25 protein-coding genes, 1 tRNA gene and 2 riboswitches are annotated in these 22,808 nt (G+C 57.2%); of the genes, 24 read left to right on the forward strand and 2 right to left on the reverse strand.

Features of this window, described 5'->3' with window-relative positions; all coding sequences use genetic code 11:
• Positions 1–125 precede the first annotated feature (125 nt).
• From gcvH to Q8N00_17870, 7 genes are all read left to right on the forward strand, one after another.
• Entirely contained in the window at positions 126–512 is a 387-nt protein-coding gene (gene gcvH, locus Q8N00_17840) for a glycine cleavage system protein GcvH (GenBank protein ID MDP2384648.1), read from the forward strand.
• A gap of 9 nt (positions 513–521) precedes the next feature.
• Positions 522–1,949, forward strand: coding sequence for a dihydrolipoyl dehydrogenase (gene lpdA / locus Q8N00_17845; GenBank protein MDP2384649.1), 1,428 nt, complete (start codon positions 522–524; stop codon positions 1,947–1,949).
• On the forward strand, positions 1,946–2,422 hold the full coding sequence (locus Q8N00_17850) for a helix-hairpin-helix domain-containing protein (protein ID MDP2384650.1): 477 nt from the start codon (positions 1,946–1,948) through the stop codon (positions 2,420–2,422). Before lpdA ends, Q8N00_17850 begins: the two co-directional genes overlap by 4 nt.
• The gene (gene tyrS, locus Q8N00_17855; protein MDP2384651.1) at positions 2,419–3,630 is read left to right on the forward strand and encodes a tyrosine--tRNA ligase; all 1,212 of its coding nucleotides are present in this window, start codon (positions 2,419–2,421) and stop codon (positions 3,628–3,630) included. The genes Q8N00_17850 and tyrS overlap by 4 nt, the downstream gene beginning before the upstream one ends.
• Positions 3,631–3,684: 54 nt before the next feature.
• Positions 3,685–3,759 (forward strand) — tRNA-Gly (locus tag Q8N00_17860).
• A 106-nt stretch (positions 3,760–3,865) separates the two neighbouring features.
• A complete protein-coding gene (locus Q8N00_17865) occupies positions 3,866–4,114 on the forward strand; it encodes a hypothetical protein (protein ID MDP2384652.1) in 249 nt (82 codons plus the stop codon).
• Positions 4,115–4,142: 28 nt separating this feature from the next.
• Positions 4,143–4,457, forward strand: coding sequence for a hypothetical protein (locus tag Q8N00_17870; GenBank protein ID MDP2384653.1), 315 nt, complete (start codon positions 4,143–4,145; stop codon positions 4,455–4,457).
• A gap of 141 nt (positions 4,458–4,598) precedes the next feature.
• On the opposite strand, the gene rpmB is transcribed toward Q8N00_17870, so the two are convergent.
• Entirely contained in the window at positions 4,599–4,790 is a 192-nt protein-coding gene (gene rpmB, locus Q8N00_17875; protein MDP2384654.1) for a 50S ribosomal protein L28, read from the reverse strand.
• Positions 4,791–4,933: 143 nt separating this feature from the next.
• On the opposite strand from rpmB, the gene Q8N00_17880 reads away from it, so the two are divergent.
• Positions 4,934–5,200, forward strand: a complete 267-nt coding sequence (locus Q8N00_17880) for a SemiSWEET transporter (GenBank protein ID MDP2384655.1) — start codon at positions 4,934–4,936, stop codon at positions 5,198–5,200.
• Here the strand turns inward: Q8N00_17880 and Q8N00_17885 are convergent.
• The gene (locus Q8N00_17885; protein ID MDP2384656.1) at positions 5,187–6,614 is read right to left on the reverse strand and encodes a hypothetical protein; all 1,428 of its coding nucleotides are present in this window, start codon (positions 6,612–6,614) and stop codon (positions 5,187–5,189) included. The two genes, Q8N00_17880 and Q8N00_17885, sit on opposite strands and share 14 nt — an antisense overlap.
• 214 nt (positions 6,615–6,828) lie before the next feature.
• Positions 6,829–7,024: riboswitch (cobalamin riboswitch) on the forward strand.
• Positions 7,025–7,215: 191 nt separating this feature from the next.
• On the opposite strand from Q8N00_17885, the gene Q8N00_17890 reads away from it, so the two are divergent.
• From Q8N00_17890 to Q8N00_17965, 16 genes are all read left to right on the forward strand, one after another.
• Complete coding sequence (locus Q8N00_17890; protein ID MDP2384657.1) at positions 7,216–8,109, forward strand: cobalamin-binding protein; 894 nt, start codon at positions 7,216–7,218, stop codon at positions 8,107–8,109.
• 12 nt (positions 8,110–8,121) lie between these two features.
• The gene (locus Q8N00_17895) at positions 8,122–9,198 is read left to right on the forward strand and encodes an iron ABC transporter permease (GenBank protein MDP2384658.1); all 1,077 of its coding nucleotides are present in this window, start codon (positions 8,122–8,124) and stop codon (positions 9,196–9,198) included.
• 1 nt (position 9,199) lies between these two features.
• The gene (locus tag Q8N00_17900; GenBank protein ID MDP2384659.1) at positions 9,200–10,075 is read left to right on the forward strand and encodes an ABC transporter ATP-binding protein; all 876 of its coding nucleotides are present in this window, start codon (positions 9,200–9,202) and stop codon (positions 10,073–10,075) included.
• A gap of 53 nt (positions 10,076–10,128) precedes the next feature.
• Positions 10,129–10,410: riboswitch (cobalamin riboswitch) on the forward strand.
• Between the two features lie 28 nt (positions 10,411–10,438).
• Positions 10,439–12,445, forward strand: coding sequence for a TonB-dependent receptor (locus Q8N00_17905; GenBank protein MDP2384660.1), 2,007 nt, complete (start codon positions 10,439–10,441; stop codon positions 12,443–12,445).
• 9 nt (positions 12,446–12,454) lie between these two features.
• Entirely contained in the window at positions 12,455–13,855 is a 1,401-nt protein-coding gene (locus tag Q8N00_17910; protein ID MDP2384661.1) for a cobyrinate a,c-diamide synthase, read from the forward strand.
• Positions 13,852–14,451 (forward strand): cob(I)yrinic acid a,c-diamide adenosyltransferase, encoded by a 600-nt coding sequence (cobO, locus tag Q8N00_17915; protein MDP2384662.1) that lies wholly within the window; start codon positions 13,852–13,854, stop codon positions 14,449–14,451. Before Q8N00_17910 ends, cobO begins: the two co-directional genes overlap by 4 nt.
• Positions 14,452–14,459: 8 nt before the next feature.
• A complete protein-coding gene (locus tag Q8N00_17920) occupies positions 14,460–14,663 on the forward strand; it encodes a cysteine-rich CWC family protein (GenBank protein ID MDP2384663.1) in 204 nt (67 codons plus the stop codon).
• A gap of 16 nt (positions 14,664–14,679) precedes the next feature.
• Positions 14,680–15,411 carry a 5,6-dimethylbenzimidazole synthase gene (gene bluB / locus Q8N00_17925; protein ID MDP2384664.1) on the forward strand — a complete coding sequence of 244 codons (732 nt, stop codon included), beginning with the start codon at positions 14,680–14,682 and terminating at the stop codon, positions 15,409–15,411.
• Complete coding sequence (locus tag Q8N00_17930; GenBank protein MDP2384665.1) at positions 15,362–15,949, forward strand: cob(I)yrinic acid a,c-diamide adenosyltransferase; 588 nt, start codon at positions 15,362–15,364, stop codon at positions 15,947–15,949. The genes bluB and Q8N00_17930 overlap by 50 nt, the downstream gene beginning before the upstream one ends.
• Before the next feature lie 17 nt (positions 15,950–15,966).
• Positions 15,967–16,503, forward strand: a complete 537-nt coding sequence (cobU, locus tag Q8N00_17935) for a bifunctional adenosylcobinamide kinase/adenosylcobinamide-phosphate guanylyltransferase (GenBank protein MDP2384666.1) — start codon at positions 15,967–15,969, stop codon at positions 16,501–16,503.
• A gap of 14 nt (positions 16,504–16,517) precedes the next feature.
• Positions 16,518–17,573, forward strand: coding sequence for a nicotinate-nucleotide--dimethylbenzimidazole phosphoribosyltransferase (gene cobT, locus Q8N00_17940; protein ID MDP2384667.1), 1,056 nt, complete (start codon positions 16,518–16,520; stop codon positions 17,571–17,573).
• Positions 17,570–18,331 (forward strand): adenosylcobinamide-GDP ribazoletransferase, encoded by a 762-nt coding sequence (gene cobS / locus Q8N00_17945; protein ID MDP2384668.1) that lies wholly within the window; start codon positions 17,570–17,572, stop codon positions 18,329–18,331. The genes cobT and cobS overlap by 4 nt, the downstream gene beginning before the upstream one ends.
• The gene (gene cbiB / locus Q8N00_17950; GenBank protein ID MDP2384669.1) at positions 18,328–19,290 is read left to right on the forward strand and encodes an adenosylcobinamide-phosphate synthase CbiB; all 963 of its coding nucleotides are present in this window, start codon (positions 18,328–18,330) and stop codon (positions 19,288–19,290) included. Before cobS ends, cbiB begins: the two co-directional genes overlap by 4 nt.
• Positions 19,287–20,381, forward strand: a complete 1,095-nt coding sequence (gene cobD, locus Q8N00_17955) for a threonine-phosphate decarboxylase CobD (protein MDP2384670.1) — start codon at positions 19,287–19,289, stop codon at positions 20,379–20,381. Before cbiB ends, cobD begins: the two co-directional genes overlap by 4 nt.
• A complete protein-coding gene (locus tag Q8N00_17960; GenBank protein MDP2384671.1) occupies positions 20,378–21,130 on the forward strand; it encodes an adenosylcobinamide amidohydrolase in 753 nt (250 codons plus the stop codon). The genes cobD and Q8N00_17960 overlap by 4 nt, the downstream gene beginning before the upstream one ends.
• On the forward strand, positions 21,127–22,665 hold the full coding sequence (locus tag Q8N00_17965; protein ID MDP2384672.1) for a cobyric acid synthase: 1,539 nt from the start codon (positions 21,127–21,129) through the stop codon (positions 22,663–22,665). Before Q8N00_17960 ends, Q8N00_17965 begins: the two co-directional genes overlap by 4 nt.
• Positions 22,666–22,808 lie beyond the last annotated feature (143 nt).

Consider the following 22,808-nt stretch of genomic DNA (forward strand, 5'->3'; position numbering starts at 1 on the left):
GAAACGGCCGAGTCTTCCGTGATGGTGTTGGGGCTAGAATAACTTCAGGATGCTCACACAGGCCAACCAGCAAGGCCGAGAACGACGCTGGTGGGCTGTTTCAACATCCTGCTAAAGGAGCGCGCATGATTCCGAAAGACCTCCGGTACCACCAAGAACATGAATGGGTGCGCGTGAGCGGCACGCAGGCCACGGTCGGCATCAGTCATTTTGCCCAGGATGCGTTGGGCGACATCGTGTTCATCGATATGCCGAAGGTCGGCGCCGTCGTGAAGGCGGGTCAGCAGATCGGCGAGGTGGAATCGACCAAGACGACTTCCACGATCTACATACCTGTGAGCGGCACGATTGCCAAGATCAATGCCGACTTGAAGGATCACCCGGAAGCCGTGAACTCCGATCCCTATGGCAAGGGTTGGATGGTGGTGATCGATCTCTCCAATGCGGGCGAAGTTGAGGGACTGATGACGGCAGCCCAGTACGAGGCCTTTCTCTCTACGCAAAAACATTGATTCGTTTTCATGTCTAAGCACATCGTCATTATCGGTGCCGGACCTGGCGGGTATGTCGCGGCGATTCGCGCAGCCCAGCTGGGCGCCCGCGTCACGGTCATCGAATCCCACGCGCTCGGCGGCGTCTGCTTGAATTGGGGCTGCATTCCCAGCAAGGCCCTCCTCTCGGTCGTCGAGCTCGGCGACAAAGTCAAAAAATCAGCAGACATGGGCCTGCTCGTTCAAGGTCCGGTCTCGTACGATCTTGCGAAGATGGTCGTCCGAAAGAATAAGGTGGTGGCGACGCTCGTGAAGGGCATTGCCACCCTCTTCAAGGCCTGGAATATCGAGCAGGTGCAGGGGACCGGTTCAATCCGCGACGGGCAGACAGTTACAGTGACTGCAGCCGATGGCGCGACGCGGGACATCCAGGCTGATGCGATTGTGATTGCCACCGGATCATCCTGGCCGAATCTGCCGCAGTTCCCCATCGATGGACAGCAGTTGCTCACGAGCCAACATCTCCTGGATCTTGAGTGTATTCCTGCGAGTTTGCTGATCGTCGGGGCTGGTGTCGAAGGCTGTGAGTTTGCGGCACTCTATAGCGGCCTTGGAACTGCGGTCACGATCGTGGAATTGATGCCACGGGTCTTATCTCTGGAAGATGAGGATATCTCCTCGACGATGGAGCGAGAGTTGAAGAAGCGCGGGGTCACGGTCGAGACCGGAACCACGGTAGAGAAATTGGAACGGTCACCGTTGACTGTCACCGCCCATTTGAAAGACGGCTCGCAGGTTGTGGCGGAGAAGTTGTTGGTATCAGTGGGGCGAGGATTCAATAGCAAAGGCATTGGACTGGAGCAGGTCGGAGTGCAGGTGGGACGGCGGGGAGAGATCCTCGTGAACGACCGGATGGAAACGACGGTGCCTGGGATCTATGCGATTGGTGACGTGGTCGGCAAAGTGATGTTGGCGCACGTCGCGTCGGCTCAAGGGAAAGTCGCAGTCGAAAATATCATGGGGCATGAGACAACGGTTCGCTATGACGTGATTCCTGCCGGAATTTTTACCCTGCCGGAGATCGGTCGCGTAGGTATCACGGAGCAGCAGGCTCGCGAACGAGCCCAGGCTGCTGGACAGAATCCTGACGAGGCGGTGAAGATCGGTCGATTTCGCTACGCCGGGTTGGGGAAGGCGCAAGCGACAGGGGATACGACTGGCCTGTTCAAGCTCATTGTCGAGGCGTCGAGCGGCAAGATTCTCGGCGTGCATATCCTTGGGGCCCATGCCGCCGACCTGGTGCATGAAGCGGCCTTGGCGATGCAAGTTGGTGCGACGGTGACGCAGATGGCCGAGATGATCCATGCCCATCCCACGTTATCCGAGGGCTTGATGGAAGCAGCTGAAGATGTCGAAGGGAAGGCGATTCATCAGGCGCGAAAGCGGATGCCGTCATGATGCAATCCTTTCTTATCAAGCTCGGGATGTTCGCCGCGACGATGGCCGTCGTGTTCTGGATCGGCTGGACCCTGCCGACCTCATTCGATCGGGACCATGATCTTGCCGCGAAATCGTTCGAAGGGACGTCGTCTGCCGATACGCTCAACCATGGGCCAGTTGCTGCGGTGAGTCTAGCCCCTGCGACCTTGACCCCAGATCCTCCTGGCATGATTCCCGCGCCGAAACGGTCTCAAAAGGGACTCCTCGATCTGAACCGTGCGACGAAACAGGATTTTGATGGGTTACCTGGGATCGGGCCCAAGTTGGCTGAGCGGATCATGGCGCATCGGCAATCGGTGGGAGCCTTTCACTCGCTCGACGAATTGCGTGCCGTCAAAGGAATTGGAAAAAAGAAGTTTGAGCGGATTCGTCCGTTGGTCACGGTGACGCCCGAGGCCTCATCTCTGGACAGAGGGAAGAAAGCGACATGAGTGAACTCTCCCGTCAACTCGATCTGATCCTCCGCGGAGTGGTGGAGGTCATTCAACGGGCCGAACTTGAATCGAAGCTGACACGTTCCTTGAAAGAGAACCGTCCGCTCCGTGTGAAAGCCGGCTTCGATCCGACCGCGCCGGACCTGCACTTGGGCCATACGGTCTTGATCCACAAGCTCAAACATTTTCAGGAGCTGGGGCATCACGTGATCTTCTTGATCGGCGACTTCACCGGGATGATCGGCGATCCGACCGGCCAATCCGATACAAGGGTCGCGTTGTCGAAAGAGAAAGTCTTGGAGAATGCGAAGACCTACGAGCGGCAGATCTTCAAGATTCTCGACCCGGCCAAGACGCTGGTGGAATTTAACAGCCGGTGGATGGGTACGATGACCGCGGAAGGGTTGATCCACCTGAGTGCGCATAGCAGCGTGGCGCGGATGCTGGAGCGGGACGATTTTCACAAGCGCTATCACGAGCAGAAGCCGATCAGTATCCATGAGTTCATGTATCCCCTCGTGCAGGGCTACGATTCCGTGGCGCTCAAGTCCGATATCGAGTTGGGCGGTACCGATCAGAAATTCAATCTGCTGATGGGGCGAGAATTGCAGCGAGATTATGGGCAGGAACCGCAAGTGGTCATCACGATGCCGCTGCTCGAAGGCACGGACGGCATCAAGAAAATGAGTAAGAGCCAGGGGAACTACATTGCGTTGGAAGATGCACCGAACGACATGTTCGGCAAGCTCATGTCTGTCAGCGATGCATTGATGCTTCGGTACTACGAGCTACTCACCACGGAAGACTTGGCCGGCGTGAAGGCCGCGCATCCGATGGAGGCGAAGCAGGCACTCGCAGCGATGATCGTGGCCCGGTATCACGGAACAGAGGCTGGCCAACAAGCAAGGTTGGCCTTTCAACAGAAATTTTCAGAGCGAGAGTTTCCCGCAGAGCCTGACGTGCGCTTGACCCTGACCCTGGACGATTTGCGCGAGGGCCAGACCATCGGCCTGGTCGATCTGGTCGCCAAGACAGGGTTGGTTCCGAGTAAAAGCGAAGCCAGGCGGCTGATCATCCAGGGCGGGTTAGAGGTCGATGAAGCGAAGCAGAGCGATGCGAATGCCGTCTTGTCGATCGTGACGGGGAAAACATATCGACTGAAGGTTGGTCGTCGAAAGTTTGCATTGGTTGAATTGAAGGGGTAACACAAGGAGTTTCTTGACTTGGCCTAGAGGCCCAGGTAGGATTCGGTGCAGTGAGCGGGCGTAGCTCAGTGGTAGAGTCCTTGCTTCCCAAGCAAGTTGTCAGGGGTTCAAATCCCCTCGCCCGCTCCAACATAAATACTGAAACGTGAGGCGTGACGCGTCTTACGGAAGAGATGGAGGACTTGAGAGGCATGCGCTTCCAAGTCCTTTGTTGTATCTACACAAAGGTGGACTGATGAAACAGCCGGTCATGCTTGGATTACTGGTCTGGTGTGTCTTCACCGTCACCGGCTGCCATTACTATGAAGAATATCGGGTGCTCAAATCGACGGCGGATTTGCAGGATGAGCGAGCGGAGCTGCTGAAGGCCTATCGACTCTGTTTGGCCAAGTATCAAGATGAGCCTCCTAAGGCGAAAGAAATGTGCGCGCCGTACACACAGTCTTTGCGGGAAATCGAAGTCAGACAGCAGCATGGGCGATAGCCCTGTGCGATATCAACGAGGAGGCACTGTGAGCCGAGGCCAATTTGTATTGTTAATCGTCGTGACGTTCGTCGGTAGCATGGTCGGCGGCGCCGTCAGCGGTTGGTGGATGGCGCCGATATCTGCGAAGGCGCAGAAGGCGAATGGGGTCAATGCGGAAGAGTTTCTCCTGCTGGATCAGACTGGAAAGGCACGAGCTGGATTGGGACTTGATAAGAACGGCGAGGTCGGCTTGGTGCTGATGAGCCGTGACGGGAATCGGACGTTGGCCCTGTCGCCCGACGATCAGTTTGCCGTGAAGCTGTCCGATCAGAGCGGCCGCGTGATCTGGTCGGCCCCATAGGAGGCTGGAGGGGGAGCTCCGCGGACCCGTGCAATGAGCGAGACGAGCGGCAGGCAGATGAATGGCGATTCGAGGTCCGACGTTCTGGGTTTTCTTAACTTTAAACCCTGAATGTCGGACCTCGGTTTTCGACCTGGCCAGCTATACGGCTTTAATGACTTTGCCGCTGCGAAGGCAGCGAGTGCAGACTCGAAGGCGCTTTGGTTGACCGTCGATCAAGGCCCGGACTGGCTGGAGATTGGGCTTGAAGACCCGCTTGGTCTTGTTATTGGCGTGACTGATGTTATTGCCGGATTGGCGTCGTTTGGCGCAGAGGTCGCATGTAAATGCCACGGGTACACTCCTTCATCTGGTCGAATCAAGACAATATTGCGAACGGGCGAATGTACCACAGGGCTATCGGTCTTGACAAGCAGGTTGGAGGAGAACATGGGTGGTGCTTCGGGAATGTCTGGGTTGCGAATGGAGAGGGCATGATGACGGGAATCGATCTGTTGGGTTTTGCGGCAGGAACGCTGACGACCTGCGCCTTCTGGCCCCAGCTGCAGAAGACCTGGACCTCAAAGTCCGCCGGCGATGTCTCGCTGGGGATGTTGGCGATCTTTACGGCAGGTGTCTGCCTCTGGTTTCTCTATGGGCTGGTGCTTCAGTCCTGGCCGATTATTTTGACCAATGCGGTGACGCTGATACTGACGGGGGCGATATTGGTGCTCAAGATTCACTTTCGGACTAACGGCGGTTAGTTTTTCTGGCGGGAACAACGGCGTGCGATTCCTTGGTTGTAGGTGCGAGGGTGACCACAGCCGGAACACTGACGTCGAAACTCGTATCGCCACCATCGTCGAACCGGTCTTTACCCACGCTATAGATCTTCTGCTGCGTCGGGCTCCACAACATTGGTAATCCGCTAAATGGGTCGTAATAGGACGAGCCGACTTCCGCGAGTCGATTCGGCACGGTAGTTTGTGCGCTTGGGCGCCGCAAGACGACCTGCAATGAGGCGAGCCTCAGCCTGGCATCGGTCTCCTTCAGCTGATAGTGGAAGGGGGCCCAGTCAGGCTCGAATGGAGCGGTGTCGATGAGGCGTTCCGTCATGCCGTGGCGTGTGGTTCCGAACAGCTCTCGGAATGTGGGTAAGGTCGTCTGTCCGGCTTCTGTCGCATGGATGATGGCATCGTAGTAGGTCGCGTACATTTCCCAGGTCTCTCGCGTGTGTAACGGGATGCCGACCAACGAACGGCGCAGCGGATGTGCGATTCGATCAAAGGCCTGTTCGGGCAGACGGGCTGCGCCTGCCAGCCACTGTTGGGGTGTCAGGAGAGATTCGGATGGCCGTTTCGCGATGAATGTGCCTGTGCGATCGGCCTGGACGCCAAGTGTAAATTGATGTTGTAGCGGCCAGCGGAGCGACGATTCGGTTGCCGTCAGCGGGGGCGCGATGTTGGGAGTCATCGCCAGGACGGTTTTGTCGACGGTTGCTTGCGACAATAAGGTCGAGAGCAGGTGGAGATCGTCGGTGATGACGATTTGCGCCATGACTTTGGTCGCGATGGTGGTGGCATCTCGAAGGACATGTCGCCACATACGAAGGTCTTGCGTCATCCGATGCATGCCCAGGACTGTCTGGCGGGAAAATCCATCGGCGATATAGAGGCGATGGGCGAGAAACATTTCAGCAAAGCGAGGCGTGCCGCAGCGCGCGAATCCCATGTCTTCGAACGGCATCGAGAGCCATCGCTCATATCGTGTCAGAAAGGTCCGGTCGCGACCGGTCATCTGGTGGAACCATGCCTGCATATTCCGGAACTCACTCATCGGGCTCTCGGCGTTCCAGGCAGGAAGGATCTGCTCGACAGGGAGTTGAATCTGCAGTTCCGCACGTCCAGGCTTGTCGTAGTTGAAGTCGTTGCTGCACGGAGTGCCGTTGTTTTCAGTCCATATGTCATGCCCCGTCTTGGCGGGGTCGAGCGTCGCAGCTGAGGCAAAACCGAGCAAATAGAAATAACCATTTTCATAGGGATCGACGAGACGCTGTTGCGGCGGTTCCAGGAGGCGAATGAACGCGGGGCTGGGCGGTTGCCCTTTTGACGACCAGATCAGGCCTGAAATCTGGAAGAAGGCCCAGAGGATGAGCGCGCCAATGATCAGGTGTTTCATAGATACGTAAGTAGAAGCTGTATGTTGGGCCGGTCAGTAACCGGAGCCGAGATGTCACTTGGGATGGTCATGCAGGACAGAGGTGAGCAAGGGCTATGCCGGAAAATGGCCTGGGAAAGCCCGGTCTTTTGCTCTCTTTGTCAGAGACTTCGGATTGGCGAGAGGTCAGACGATGACGAGGGGCCTGTCGAACGGACATTAATGAACTTGACAACCTTCTTCCTTGTCTCCTAGAGTGCCCTCCACATTGTGACTCCTGGTCAGGGAAGAGGGTGCAAGTCCCTCGCGGTCCCGCCGCTGTAAATGGGGACGAAACCCGTGAATGCCACTGTTCGCTTCGGCGGATGGGAAGGTACGGGGAGTAGGATGAACCATAAGCCAGAAGACCTCCCAGGATAGTTGACCGACGTTCCCTCGTGGGCTGGGGAATTGGCGAGGATGAGTTGCGGGAGCAATCCTCAGGGTCTGTCAGGCCTTGAGGATTTTTTATTTGCGCACCTCTGTACGGCATAGTCGATGGCGGGCTGGGCTATTGACGAGTATGGGAATACTCGTCCTGGCGATGGTCGCTTTTGCGAATGCAGATGATGGGACGTCGGACATGGCACGTCGACAGCAGGGTATCCTCACCGGCATGCCGTTTATGGCGAACGTCTCGGCGCGCGCCTATGTGGATGATGCGGGTCGCCGCATGTATTTTGCCAAACCTCCCGCCCGAATCGTCTCGCTGGCGCCCAGCATCACGGAAATGTTGTTTGCCATGGAGGCAGGGGCACAGCTCGTCGGCGTCACAGACTTTTGCGATTACCCACCCGAAGCTCTGACAAAGCCTAAAGTCGGCTACTCCAATCCGAACTTGGAAACGTTGGTGGCGCTCCAGCCTGATCTGGTAGTGGCGCCTCACGATTTTCTTAAACCCGATATTATCGTCAAGCTTGAGCAGCTGAAGATCCCAGTATTTATCTTGGCAGACAAGAACGTCGAGGGGATTTTCGTTCACATTCAGACGCTCGGACGGATCGTCGGACATTCGGCGAAGGCCGATACCGTGGCCATGCAGCTTCGGCATCAGGTGGCTACGATCCAGCAGCGCGTTCAGGGAATGGCTCCAGTGCGGATGCTCTATGTGTTGAACAGCCAGCCGCTGATCACCGTCGGGCCTGGTAGTTTCATCGATCAGCTGATTGGAATGGCCGGAGGCGTCAATGTTGCGGCCAAGAGCGGCACGCCGTATCCGCGGCTCAGTATGGAATCTGTGCTCCAAGAGGATCCAGAAGTGTTGGTGTTTCCTGTCGGCAAAGCGGAAGGCATCTCAGAGAGCGAGCAGCAGACCTGGCGTCAGTGGACGACGATGACGGCGGTGAAGCGCAGCAGGCTGCACCAGATTTCTGCCGATTGGCTCAACCGGCCTGGTCCGCGCATCGCCCAGGGTCTTGAATCGCTCGCCGCAATTTTACACCCGGACAACAGGCCGGGCAGTCGAACCGAACGATAACGAGCACAGCGTATGGCAGATAGCGTGGCATCATGGGCGCAGGCCGGCGCGGTGCTGACCGTCCAGCGATGGGTGGTGGTGATCGGTGGACTGCTGCTGGCGAGCCTGGCCGTCTTGCTGCTCTGTCTACAATTCGGCGCCACGTCGGTCGGCATGGGAACGGTCGCGACGGCGATCGCGCGCCTGATGCGTGGTGATGAGGCCGGTTCTCCAGGTCTGGCCACGTCCGAGATCATTATGGTGCAGATTCGTTTTCCGCGAGTGCTCATGGGTTTTCTTGTGGGAGCCAGTTTGGCGGCGGTCGGTGTCACGCTTCAAGCCCTGCTGAGAAATCCGTTAGCCGATCCCTATGTGTTGGGTGTGTCGAGCGGATCCGCTTTGGGTGTTTCGGTGGCGATTCTGTTTGGCATCGGTTCCACCTTCATGCTGCTGCCGGTACTCCCGCTTTTTGGATTTGCCGGAGGCCTGTTGGCACTGGTGCTGATCTATCGGCTGGCGCAGTCAAAAGGCCGATTGCCGGTTCATAGCCTGTTGCTGGCTGGTGTAATTTTGAATGCCATTCTGACGGCCTTCATCATGTTCATCACCTCAATTATGGAGCCGAACCGTTCAGCGGGACTGATGGCGTGGCTGATGGGATCGCTGACCGCGCCAGGGTATCCGGCATTGGGCGTCTTTTTGATGTACGTCGTGGTGGTTCTTGGGGTCCTCATGCACAAGGCCCAGTCGCTCAACGTGCTCACGTTGGGCGAAGAAACAGCTCGCTCACTGGGCGTAGAGACCGAGGGGGTGAAGAAACAGCTCTTTGTGCTCACGGCACTCCTGACCGGTGCGATTGTGTCGGTGAGCGGCATGATCGGGTTCGTCGGGATGGTGGTTCCTCATGCGGTGCGTCTACTCATCGGGTCGGACCATCGGCTGTTGCTGCCCGCGTCGGCGTTAGTCGGAGGCATGTTTCTCTCCCTGGCCGATACGATCGCCCGGACGATTATGTCTCCCGCGGAAATACCGGTGGGCATTGTGACGGCGCTCGCCGGTGGTCCCTTCTTCCTCTATCTTCTCCTCTGGCGAAAAGATCGGATGTTGTGAGATGACGACCCGCCAGATTGACGTCACACATTCCAGGTTATCTGAGGAGCGTCCTGCCATCGAGGTTCTTGGACTGTCGTTTCAATACCGCACGTCGGAAGGGCGAGGGAGAATGTGGACCCTCGATCATCTCTCCTTCCACGTCGATACCGGCGAGATTTTGGGCATCGTGGGCCCCAACGGGTCCGGGAAGACCTCGCTCTTGAAAGTGTTGTCCGGCCTCTTGCCGGCAGGCGAAGGCGATGTACGGTTGGGCGGCCTCTCCCTGCGGACACGGAACCAAACCGATATCGCCCGTGTGGTCGCGGTCGTGCCGCAGGAATATGTACAGGTATTCCCGTTTACTGTGGCCGAGACCGTCTTGATGGGACGGTTCCCCCATCGGACGACTCGCTGGTGGAGTCTGGGAATCGGAGATGAAACCGCGAACGATCTTGCCTGTGCGCACCAATCGATGGTTGACACCGACGTGCTCTCGCTGGCCGATCGATTGGTCTCGGACTTATCCGGCGGAGAACGGCAACGTGTCATGATCGCGCGCGCGCTTGCGCAAGAACCGAAGATCCTCCTTCTTGACGAGCCGACGGCGTTTCTCGATATCAATCACCAGATCGAGATTTGTTCGCTGATCGCGAGGCTCAAGACAGAGCGACGGTTGACGGTGGTGTTGGTGTCGCACGATCTGAATGTCGCGAGTCAGTATTGCGATCGGGTCTTGATGCTCAAGGACGGCGGGCTGTGCCGTATCGGCTCGCCGGAGGAGACCATTCGACCTGATGTACTGCGGATGGTCTATGGCTGTGATGTGGTCGTCGACGCCCATCCTCAAACGGGCAGGCCACGTGTGACGATGCCGATGAATGTGGTTCTACAGTAGAAGACAGCCAGGGTCCTGTCCCCGGCCCGGCTGTGCGTAACCAGGGGGGGCGGTTTATTTTTCATTGAGGAAAGGGCGTTTTGGAGAAGCGACGCGGGTGACGGGGAAGATGGTGCAAATCCATCACGGTGCCGCCACTGTAAGCGGGGAGTAATTCTGCATCGAGCCACTGTCTGGAGACGGTGAACAGTGATCAGTGAAGAGTAATGGGTGGGAATAGGGATGCCTATTCCGAACCGATCACTCTTCACACATCACTCATCACAGTGAGATGGGAAGGCGCAGAAACACGACGATCCGCAAGTCAGGAGACCCATTCCGCAGTTGATTCGACTCAACCCTTCGAGCACAAGGGAGATCGTTATGATGTGGTTTCTTCGTTTGAGTCGTGTGTGGTGCTGTCTGCTGCCCCTGTTGGCCCTGAGCCCTCCCGTTCATGCCTCTCCGGACATCGAAGTGGCATCCGCCGATCAAGTAGATACCATTGAGACGCGGGAAGTCGTGGTCAGCGCGACAAAAACACCTATCCCTGTCACTCAACTGACCAGCGCAGTCGAGATCATTACTGAGGAAGACCTGAAGCGTCGGCAGATCAAGATGGTGTCGGAAGCCCTCCGTCTCAGTCAGGGACTCACGGTGTTCTCGACCGGCGGACCCGGTACGAGCACAAGTGTGCGCATCCGAGGCAGCAACTCCGATCAGGTGCTGGTGTTGATTGATGGCGCCATCATGAACAGTGCCACGACGGGAAGTTTTGATTTCGCGAATCTCACAACCGACAACATCGAACGTATTGAAATTCTCCGTGGCGCCCAAAGCATGTTGTGGGGCGCGGATGCGATGGGCGGCGTGATTAACATCACCACTAAGAGGGGCACCGGCGCTCCCTCGGCCAACGCGTTCTTCGAGTACGGATCGTTCTCGTCCATCCGAGAAGGCGGACAAGTGTCCGGCAAAACAGGAATTGTGGACTATAGCGCGGCGATCTCACGTTGGGACTATACGGGGTTTTCTGCGGTCAACTATCGCCGTGGGGCTTCGGAGCGAGATGGATTTCACAACTGGCAAACCTCAGCACGCCTGGGTGTGGCCCTTCCTCACGAGGGACGGCTCGACTTCAATTTTCGTCTCTTGCAAGGCAGGGCGAACATCGACAACGGTTTTTCTCCTGGATTCGATACGCTGGGAGCATTCACCAACAGCCAGCAGTTTGTGTATAGCGCTGCCTATACGCAGCCGATCACGACTTGGTGGAACCAAGTCCTCACGGTGTCTCGCCAAACGGAGGACTCTGAGTCTTTTTCTGGAACCACCCAGCGTAATCTGCAAACCGGGGTTGTCTCTACTCCATTTCTCTACCGATCGCAGATCAACACGTTGTCAAATCGCATTGAGTGGCAACACAATATCCAGATTGCCAAGCCCTTACTCCTCAGTGCCGGATATCAGTTCCGTGAGCAGCAAGGGCAAAATCGAGACCTTCTGACAAACAATCTCGATATCCCAACCAAGATCGTTTCCAGCAATGCCGGATTTGTTCAAGCTCAACTGAATCTCTGGGAGCGAGTCTTTGGGACGGCAGGCGTGAGATATGACGAGTACAACGTTTTCGGTGGCGCTACCACGTACCGGACGACCGCCGGTTACCTCCATCAAGAGACCGGGACTAAGATCCGGAGCAGTTATGCAACCGGGTTTCGCGCACCGACCGTCAATCAATTGTACTTTCCAGACTTTGGAAAGTTAGATCTGAAGCCTGAGCGAAGTCAGAGTATGGATATCGGGGTGGACCAGTACCTGCTCGACAATCGACTGACCCTGAGCGGAGGATATTTCTGGAGCCGTTATCGTGACATGATTGTGGCTCAACAGAGCGCAGATGCCTGCGGAAGTTCGTTCGGCTTCGCCAATTATTGTGCGCAGAATATAGGGTTGGTGAGCACGAAGGGATGGGAGGCGAGTGTCAAATATGCGGTAGTGAGGGATATGCCCTTGATCAAGAGCTTGGATGTTCAGGCTCAATATACCAATACGCTGACCAGGAATCTGGTGCAGGAACCGGGCAATCGTGCGCCTCGGATGCCGGTCGATCAATGGAGCATGATCATCAGTTATCAGCCGATCGATCCGGTCAGGGTGAACCTCGAAGGCCGCTATGTGGGGTCACGCTTCAACGATGTCAATAATCAACAGAAAATGCGTGCGTTCGATGTGTGGAATTTATCCGCGACCTATAACGTGACGAATCGTGTGCAGACGTACGTGCGCGCCGACAATATCTTCAATGAGAAGTATGAAGAGATTCAGTTCTACGGCACTCCTGTGCGATCGGTCTTTGTCGGGCTGAGAGTGAATTACGATGCGAAGTAACAGAATCGTATGATCTGTCCACGATTGGTCATTGCCGGCACCTCCAGCGGTGTCGGCAAGACGACGGTCACCCTGGCAATCCTGGCGGCCCTGAAAGCTCGGGGCCGCCAGGTTCAGCCCTTCAAAGTCGGGCCGGACTTTATCGATCCAGGCCATCATGCTGCAGCGACTGGACGGCCATCTCGGAATCTGGATGGCTGGATGTTGGGGGAGGCTGTCAATCGCGACATTTTTTCGAAAGCTGCCTCTGCCGCGGATATCTCCATTATCGAAGGGATGATGGGCCTGTTCGACGGCAGTTCGCCGGTGAACGAAATTGGCAGTACGGCTGAACTGGCGAAACAATTGGATGCGCCGGTGCTTCTCGTCATCGATGGAAGTGCCATGGCCCGATCAGCTGCGGCGATGGTGTCCGGATATGCGAAGTTCGATCCGGCTTTACGGGTAGCAGGGGTTCTATTCAATCGAGTCGGCAGCGACGGTCATTACAAGCTGCTAAAGGACGCGGTGGAGCAAGAAACCGATGTGGTCGCGGTCGGGTATCTACGACCGGATCCGGCAGTGACGATCTCCGATCGTCATCTTGGGCTTGTGACGGCGATGGAGCAAGGGATAGGCGAACTCTACGGTCGGCTGGCTAACGCAGCGGAAGAAACGATCGATCTGGATCGAATCGAGGCGTTGGCCCGTTCCTGTGGTGAATGGCCGTCAGCAGTTCTTCCGCCTGTGGCGAGGAGCCATGGGCGCACGATTCGAATCGGGGTGGCTCAAGATCTGGCCTTTTGTTTTTATTATCCGGATAATCTTGAGCTACTTGAAGCCGAGGGGGCGGAGGTAGTGAGATTTTCACCCATGAACGATCAGGTGCTGCCAGATGTGGATATGTTGTACCTTGGCGGGGGCTATCCGGAACTGCATGGCGAACGGTTAGCTGGGAATATCTCGATGAGAACGGCCATTCGTCAGTTTGCCGAGCGGGGTGGGACGATTTATGCGGAATGCGGGGGGATGATGTATCTCACGCAAGCCATCCGCGATTTCGCCGGCACGTCGCATGAGATGGTCGGGCTGTTTGCGGCAGAAGCTGTGATGCGGCAGATGGGGCTTACAATGGGGTACAGAACAATGGAGCTGTCGCGCGATTGTATCCTCGGCAAGTCTGGCGCGATCGTACGAGGTCATGAGTTTCATCATTCTTCGCTGGTTCCGATCGGAACATTGGATTATGCCTGTGCGCTTCGGGATGCGGGAGGCCTATCGAAGGGGCAGGATGGACTCGCTATCGACAATGTGGTGGGGCTCTATACGCATTTGCATTTTGCCAGCCAGCCGCAGATTGCGAAGTCGCTGGTGTCGTCGGTGCGGCGGACCTCTCCGCGATTGTCGGTGAATGGAGGAAGCGCGAGATGACGGAGCAGGACGAACACAAAGCGAAGATGGAACGGCTCAAGGCCTCAGTGGATCGGCGTATTGAGGCGGCACAAGAAGAGCGAGGCCTGCTGATTGTCTACACAGGCGCTGGTAAGGGAAAGACCACGGCAGCGCTGGGTATGGCGTTACGATGTCTCGGCCATGGCATGAAGGTGGCCGTGGTGCAATTCATCAAGGGTGCGATCGACACGGCAGAGGAGCGGGTGCTGAAGTCCTTTGGCGAGCGCGTCACCTTTCTTCGCACGGGCGAAGGTTATACCTGGGACACCCAGGATCGTGAACGGGATACGAAGTTCGCCCAAGAAGCCTGGGGTAAAGTTTGCGAGTTTTTGCACGATCCCTCCTATGCGATGGTCATCCTCGACGAATTCAATATTGCACTCCATCATGACTATGTTTCTCTCGAAGATGTGTTGCCGGTTCTCCGTGGCCGTCCACCCATGCAGCATGTGGTGATCACCGGTCGCGGGGCTAAAGAGGCCTTGATCGAGGAGGCGGATCTGGTCACTGAAATGAAGCAGATCAAACATCCTTTTCGCAAAGGCATCAAGGCGCAGCCGGGGGTGGAGTTTTGAGAGGGCCGGTGACGAAGACGTGCGAACATTGCCACGATACGTTCGAGTGCCGGGGCTATCAATGCTGGTGCGGGACCCTCGGGATTACGCAGCAGCAGATGGATTGGATCGCCGCCCGGTATAAAGAATGTCTTTGCCCCGTCTGTTTGGGCAAAGTCGCCGCCGGCGAGTTGGGACCTCAATCCACGACTCACACCGAGCGGGCGACATAAAGGAGTGCAACGAGCGATGTCGGGTGATGGCCGATTTTCAGACGTGGAGCGGGACGCGGTGTATCGGGCGATTTTCGAACGACGCGATGTCCGCAGGGATTTCTTGCCGGCGCCGATACCGGACGTGGTCTTGACGCGCGTATTAACGGCCGCGCACCATGCCGGATCGGTCGGCTTCATGCAGCCATGGGATTTTGTGGTGGTCCGCGATCCTGTCGTTAAGGGCCTGGTCAAAGACTTGTTTCGCACGGCGAATGCCGAGGCTGCCACGAAGTATCGAGGGAAGCGAGCCGCGCTCTATCGAAGCCTCAAGCTGGAAGGCATTGAAGAAGCGCCGGTCAATATCGGTGTCACATGCAGCCGTCAGCGGGGCGGCCCGAATGTGCTGGGCCGTTCGACGGTGCGCGATACGGATCTCTATAGCACCTGTTGCGCCATCCAGAACCTCTGGCTGGCCGCACGTGCAGAAGGCATCGGGGTTGGCTGGGTCAGCATCCTGGACCATGGAGCCTTGAAACGAGTGCTCGGTATTCCACGACCGGTCACGGTGTTGGCCTATCTGTGTCTGGGGTATGTCGACGACTTTGCGGTGCAGCCTGATTTAGAGTCGGCAGGGTGGCGCGCCAGGATTCCCGTCGACCAACTCATTCACTACGAATCGTGGGGAGCCACACAACAGAGTGACAGGAGCAACGCCAATGCGCATCACGAAGGTGTACACAAGAACGGGAGACGCGGGAAAAACTAGGTTGGCTGGCGGGCAGCAGGTCTGGAAGGACAGTCTCCGGGTTGAGGCCTATGGCACTCTCGATGAGCTGAATGCAGTGGTCGGGGTGGTACGGGTGATGAATGCCGAGATGGTGGGGATGTATGAGCAGGCGGAGCAACTCGAAGAGGATCTCCGCTGGATCCAGAACAAACTGTTCGACCTCGGTGGGATTCTAGCGACGGCCCCCGGGCAAGAGTTCAAGAACATGCCGCAGGTGACGGGGAAAGATGTGACGAGGCTGGAGAAAATGATCGATCGCTGCCAGAAAGATCTGGCTCCGCTCAAAGAATTCATTTTGCCAGGCGGGGGAAAGGTGTCGGGGTTTTTGCATCAGGCGAGAACGGTGTGTCGCCGGGCGGAGCGGATCTGTGTGCATCTCGTGCGGGAAGAGCCGGTCGATGCGGTGCATATCAAATTCGTGAATCGGCTGAGCGATGCCTTGTTTGTGCTGGCGCGTTGGGCGGCCAAGACTCAGGGGGAGCCGGAGTTTCTCTGGCAACGTGATACAGGAAAGTGACGAGTGAGGGGTGATCGGTGACAGGAAAGCAACGGAGGAAGTCGCGGCTCATTCTTGTGTTGGGTGGTGCGGCATCCGGCAAGAGCCAAGTCGCACTCGACCTGGCAGGCCAGAGCGGGCCGAGGGCCTTTGTGGCGACAGGTCAGGCGTTGGATCGGGAGATGGAAGTCCGGATCGAGCGGCACCAGGCCACGCGCTCGCCCGATTGGGAGACCGCCGAGGTGCCTACTGATATTGCGATGTGGTTTCTTGGTAAAGGTGAAACCTATCAGACCGTTGTGATTGACTGCCTCACCCTATGGTTGAGTAACTTGAAGGGGCGACGCCTGCGAGATATGGACGTTGTTGAAGCCACGGCAGACCTGCTCCGTGCGATTAGGACCACGAAGGCTCGTGTCGTGATTGTGAGCAACGAATTGGGGCTTGGGCTGGTGCCTGCGACAAAACCTGTTAGGGCGTTTCGTGATCTGGCAGGGAAGGTGAATCAGCAGGTGGCGGCAGAAGCCGATGAAGTCTATCTGACGGTCAGCGGCCTCCCGCTACGATTGAAATAAGAGGAGTACCGAGGATGTCATCCCGCGAAACCATCGACCGGATTCAGCCAACCGATCCTCGTCTGTTCGCGCAGGCGCAGGCACGCCTCGATCGATTAACGAAGCCGATCGGTAGCCTGGGTCGACTGGAAGAGTTGGCTGCACGTTATGTCATGATCACCGGGGAGCTAAAGCCGAAGGTCCCGGCCGGAGCGGTGTTTACCTTTGCCGCCGACCATGGAGTCACGGCTGAAGGCGTAAGTGCCTATCCCTCCGCGGTGACGCCTCAGATGGTCTTGAATTTCTTGCGAGGTGGCGCTGGCGTGAATGTGCTGGCGCGCCATGCCGGCCTTGAGGTGCGGGTGGTGGATATCGGCGTTGATTTCGACTTTGAAGCGGTGGCAGGACTCATTCATAAGAAGGTTATGCCCGGCACAAAGAACTTCATGAAGGAATCGGCGATGAGTCCCGCGCAGGCTGAGCAAGCGATTCAAGTTGGGATAGAACTGGCCACCGAGGCCGTTCAGCAGGGCATCGGTCTGATCGGCACCGGCGAGATGGGAATCGGCAATACGACGGCGAGTTCAGCGATTACTGCCGTGATGACGGGCCGACCGGTTTCCGAGGTGACAGGACGGGGAACGGGGATTGACGATGCCAGTCATGCCCGCAAGATCAGCGTGATTCAACAGGCGCTCGCATTCCATCGGCTCGACTCAACGGATGCGATGAAGGTCCTTGCGAACGTGGGCGGATTGGAAATCGCAGGGCTGGCCGGTTTGATGCTCGGTGCAGCGGCGGCTCGTATTCCGGTCGTGTTGGACGGATTTATCGCAGGAGCTGCTGCCTTGATCGCCGTGAGGCTGCAACCACATTGTAAAGACTATCTGATCGCCTCCCATCGGTCGGTCGAGCGAGGTCATCAGGCAATCCTGGATCATCTTGGCTTGAAGCCGCTGCTCGATCTCGATCTTCGTCTGGGAGAGGGTACGGGTGCTTGTCTCGGCATGAGTCTGGTCTTTGCGGCGATCAAGATTCTCACGGAGATGGCTACGTTCGACGAGGCGGGTGTGTCGGAGCGCAAAGCATGACCTCCGTGCTGCGAACATTTCTGTTCGCCTGGCAGTTCCTCACGGCTGTTCCGCTCAGTCGTTCGACGCACGATGCCAAGCCGGAGGAGTTGGCTGCTTCCATGAGTTGGTATCCCTTTGTGGGGCTACTTCTTGGCGCGCTGTTAGTCACGGCAGATCTGTTCCTCTCGAAAGTCTTCTCCATCCAAATCACAAGTGTGGTCCTGATGCTTCTCCTGATCGGAATCACGCGTGGGCTCCACCAGGATGGTCTGGCCGATATGGTGGACGGTCTGGCGGGTGGCCGGACCGCTCAGTTTCGATTGGCAATTATGCGGGATGGGCGGGTCGGCGCAATCGGAGCCACGGGATTATTTCTCGCACTTGGTCTGCGGTTTGCCGGGCTCAATGCCATGCCGGCTAGCGAGCATCTCGCGTTGTTGCTTGGCATGCCGGTGGTCGGACGCTGGGCCATGGTCATGGGGGCATATCACGTGACCTCTGCACGGTCGGAAGGGGGATTGGCCCAACCGTTCCTTACATATCTGTCCTGGCAACACCTGTGCGTTGCAACCGTCACGGCAGGGATTGTCTTGACGATGTTGCTGGGACCCTGGGTGGGTTTGGGCTGTCTCCTGATTGGTACGGTGCTCGTACGCCTGTCTACGGCCTGGTTCCATCGCATGTTCGGTGGCGTGACAGGTGACTTACTCGGGGCCACGAATGAAGTGGCAGAGATTCTCTTTCTCGTGATCGTGCCCGTGGTGTATTTCCGATGACCGGAGGCGAATTGGCGGCGGCTTGCATCGTCGACGCGGCGGTCGGAGACCCTCGCTGGTTTCCGCACCCGGTGCGATGGATGGGAATCATCGTCAATGGGTGTGACCGGTTTGTCCATCGACTCCTCCTCTCTCCCTCCAAACAACGGATGGCAGGTATTCTGCTGGCTGCTGCATTACCAACCGGATTTTATGTAGCCGGAGCATTGCTTATTTGGTTGGGCGAGGCGATCGATCTTCTGTTGGGTAGCGTTGTCACCGTCCTCTTGGCCTGGACCACGCTTGCGGCTCGCGATCTCATGGACCATGTCCTTTCCGTACAAATGGCACTCCAATCCCGTTCTTTACCGGAGGCTCGATCGGCCGTTGCTCAGATCGTCGGCCGCGATACGGAGGAGATGGCGGAATCTGATATCGTTCGTGCGACGGTGGAAACGATTGCGGAAAGCACGGCTGACGGCATCGTCGCGCCGTTGTTCTATCTGGTTATCGGGGGCGCACCCTTGGCGCTGGCCTATAAGGCGATCAATACCTTGGACTCGATGATCGGCCATTTGGACGATCGATACCGGTGGTTCGGCTGGGCATCGGCTCGATTGGACGACGTCGCAAATTTTATTCCGGCTCGTATCACCGCACTCTTGATGGTGTTGTCTGCGGGAATCCTGTCTCGATCATGGCCCGTGATGCAGAGTGCCTGGCGGATTTTATTGCGTGACGGAGGACAGCATCCAAGCCCGAACAGTGGACGGCCAGAAGCCGCAATGGCTGGGGCGCTCGGGGTGCAACTGGGCGGTGTCAACCGCTATGACGGTCTTTCTCATGAACGGCCTTGCCTCGGCGATCCGGTTCAGCCTTTGACGCAGGCTCACATCGGCAGGGCGTTGACCCTCATGCTCTGGACCAGTCTTATTGGACTGGTATTGGGCCTCGGATCGCTATTCATGGTGAAGGGATGACGCAACCCATTCACGGTGGGAATGTTTACAAGGTCGCCCGAGAACAACACATTTCTGTTGGCCGCATTCTGGATTTCAGCGCCAGCATCAATCCGTTGGGGCCTCCCGCCACAGGACTTCGCGCCATTCGCGCGGCGCTCAAGCAGATCGTGCATTATCCGGATCCCGATTGTTGGCAGCTCACGCAAGAACTGGCGCAACAATGCGCGGTCGATCCGGACATGATTCTCGTCGGCAACGGTTCAGCCGAATTGATCCATCTGCTGCCACGAGCACTTAGAATGACGTCTGCGCTTGTGATGGGTCCCACGTTCGAGGAATATGCGCATGCACTGATGGACGCAGGCAGTTCGATCCGGTACGTTCACGCTGCACCGGAAGAGCAATTTTCCCCTCCATTGAACGAAACGCTGCGGCTGTTTTCTAGTAAACGGTCCAGATTCGACGCTGTCTTCCTGTGCAATCCCAATAATCCGACCGGTCAGGTGCTCAACCGGCTGGCTGTGCGGGAGCTTGCCGAAACCGTCGAGCGGCAGCAGGGTTGGCTGATCGTGGATGAGGCCTTCATCGATTATTGTCCGGCCCAGTCTGTCATGCCGATGTTGCACGAGTATCCGCGCATGATGGTGCTACGCAGTCTGACGAAGTTCTATGCCATGCCGGGGCTGCGCATCGGCTATCTGGTTGGCGCGAGCAAAGTCGTGGAACGGGTGAAAGACCGTCAGCCTCCCTGGTCGGTTAATTCACTGGCCCAAGAGGTCTCCCGTGCTGTGTTGCGCGACCATGCCTATGCAACAAGAAGCCGCACATTTATGAAGAGCGAACGGACGCAGCTCATGCGCGGGCTTCGTCACCTATCCGGCCTCTGTTGCTATCCGTCTGCCGCGAATTTTGTGTTGATCAAACTTCCCGTCTCAACCTGTGCCGCTGAGGTGACGGCACGGTTGGCTGCTGAGAGGATTCTGGTTCGAGACTGTTCGACGATGCCAGGCCTCACATCTCAGATGATCCGAGTTGCGGTTAAGACTAAGAAGGACAATCGGCGATTGCTGGCAGCCCTTGACGATTGCGTGGGGAAACACAAGCCATGAAGATATCGAACTCAGGCGGGATGCAGACCGCCTTTAGGGTCAGCCGAAAGACGCTTATCGTCGATCTTGGGGGCCTGCGAACCGTTCTGTCCTCTGCTCCCAAGGCCGGTGGGCTCACGCGAGCCAGGTATATCTTGAACCATCAAGTCGCAGCCAATTCGATGGTAAAGGGTGATCGTGACAAGAATGTGCGATGTGCTGATCCTGCGAGAACGTTGAGTCAGCTCGCCCTCTCGCTTGATATTCGCGACCCATTCGTCGGTCTGATGACGGCTGTTTCGCTTGCGGACTTGGTCACGGTGCGGGTGTCCCATGATGAAATGTGGGTTGAAGGATTTGTCACGGTAGGAACGTCGAATGCCGTGCGAGCAGGAGAACCGGTGATCTTGGGACGACGGATGAACAGTCAGACACAAGCCGGGACGATCAACTTGATTCTTGTGACCAATGCTCGTTTGTCTGGTTCCGCAATGGTCGGGATGGTACAAGTCGCCACTGAAGCCAAGACCGCCGCCCTGTTGCAGGCGAATGTGAAAAGTTGGACCGGTCGCTCAGGGGCCACGGGAACGGGAACAGACGCGGTCGTGGTGGTAAGCGGGAATGGCTCTCGTCAGCGATATAGTGGGACTCACACTCTGCTCGGGGAACTCGTCGGGCGAGTGATTGGGTCGGCGGTCACAGAAGGGCTGGCCCGCTATGTACGTTGGCATGCCCGACGTTCCCCGCACAGCCCGGGGGAAAAACTATGACGGCTTCGAGGGTGCCAGGCAAAAAAGCCATTGCCATTCTTGGTACCGGCTCCGATGTGGGCAAGACCCTCATCGTCGCAGGGATCTGCCGACTCTTATCACGAAGAGGCGTGCGGGTCGCGCCGTTCAAGGCGCAGAACATGGCGCTGAATTCGTTCGTCACGCTCGATGGGGGAGAGATCGGGCGTGCGCAGGCACTGCAAGCTCAAGCCTGTGGGATCGAGCCGACCGTGGACATGAATCCGATTTTGCTCAAGCCCGAGTCGGATTCCCGATCTCAGGTTGTGGTGAGAGGCAAGGTCTACGAGGCGTTGAATGCGCGTGCCTACTATGAGCGGAAAGAGACCCTCTTCACGATCGTTCGCGACTGTTATGCGCGGCTGGCTGACGAGTATGAGTGCATTGTCGTTGAAGGAGCAGGGAGCGCCGCGGAAATTAATCTTCGGGATCGAGACATGGTGAACTGGCCTGTGGTCGAGTTGGCCGATGCGGCGGTCGTCTTGGTGGCGGATATCGATCGTGGAGGAGTATTTGCACAGATCATCGGGACACTCGAATTATTAGCGCCTCACGAACGTGCGCGCGTATGCGGCGTGATTGTGAATAGGTTCCGCGGCGATCGTCGGCTGTTTGACGATGGCGTCCGTATGCTTGAGGCCCGTACAGGCCTGCCGGTGTTGGGTGTCGTGCCCTATCTGCGCGATCTTCGATTAGATCAAGAGGATAGTCTCGATCTCGTTCGTTCCCGGTCTGTTCAATTCACCCCCAATCTCATCAATGTGGCGGTGGTCCTGCTTCCCCGCATGAGCAACTTCACGGACTTTAATGCGTTGGCGGCTGAGAAGGATGTGGCACTTCGGTTTGCCGCGTCGCCTGAAGATCTGCAAGGGGCTGACGTGGTGATGCTTCCAGGAAGCAAAAATACGCTGGAAGATCTCGCGTATCTTGTGAAGGCAGGATTTCCTGGCATCTTGGAGTCTCACGTTCGCGAAGGGGGAGAACTCCTCGGGATTTGTGGCGGATATCAGATGCTGGGGCAGGAGATCTCCGACCCAAAGGGATTGGAGGGGGGAGGCACCGCACCGGGGTTTGCGTTTCTCGATGTCAAGACGGAGCTCGATGCGCCAAAGATCTGCAGGCAAGTCCATGCGTCGTCGCTGCTTCATGGCGTTGCGCCGCATTCACCGATCCGTGGTTATGAAATCCATATGGGACGCACCAGCCGAGGAGCCGTCACGCCCTGTTTTCAAATCGAGGTTGGTGAAGCCTGGTCCGGTCAGGCTGTGAGTGATGAAGGCGCGGCCAGTGAGAATGGTCGAGTCTGGGGCACCAGCATTCATGGCCTGTTCGATCAACCTGAGTTTCGTCGGAGTTGGCTAAACCGCTCGCGAGGCCGAAAGGGCCTCACTCCTATTTCGCCGCGTGAGTCTGAACTCGTGACGACACAACTTCGTGCTGAGCTGGACCGCTGGGCAGACCACCTTCAAGAGCACCTGAATATGAATCTGGTCTATGCTGCGTTAGCCGTACCGTAGCACGAGCATGTCCTATTATTTGCCTCGCCAGGATGCATGGTGGATAGACACTGGGATGGGTGAGTAGGAGGAACGCCCTCCGCCAGCAGCACATCCACCTTGGCTCTCCTGCCTGTGACTTCGGTATTCATTTCCGGACTGTT

The sequence above is a fragment of the Nitrospirota bacterium genome (assembly GCA_030684575.1).
Taxonomy (GTDB): domain Bacteria; phylum Nitrospirota; class Nitrospiria; order Nitrospirales; family Nitrospiraceae; genus Palsa-1315.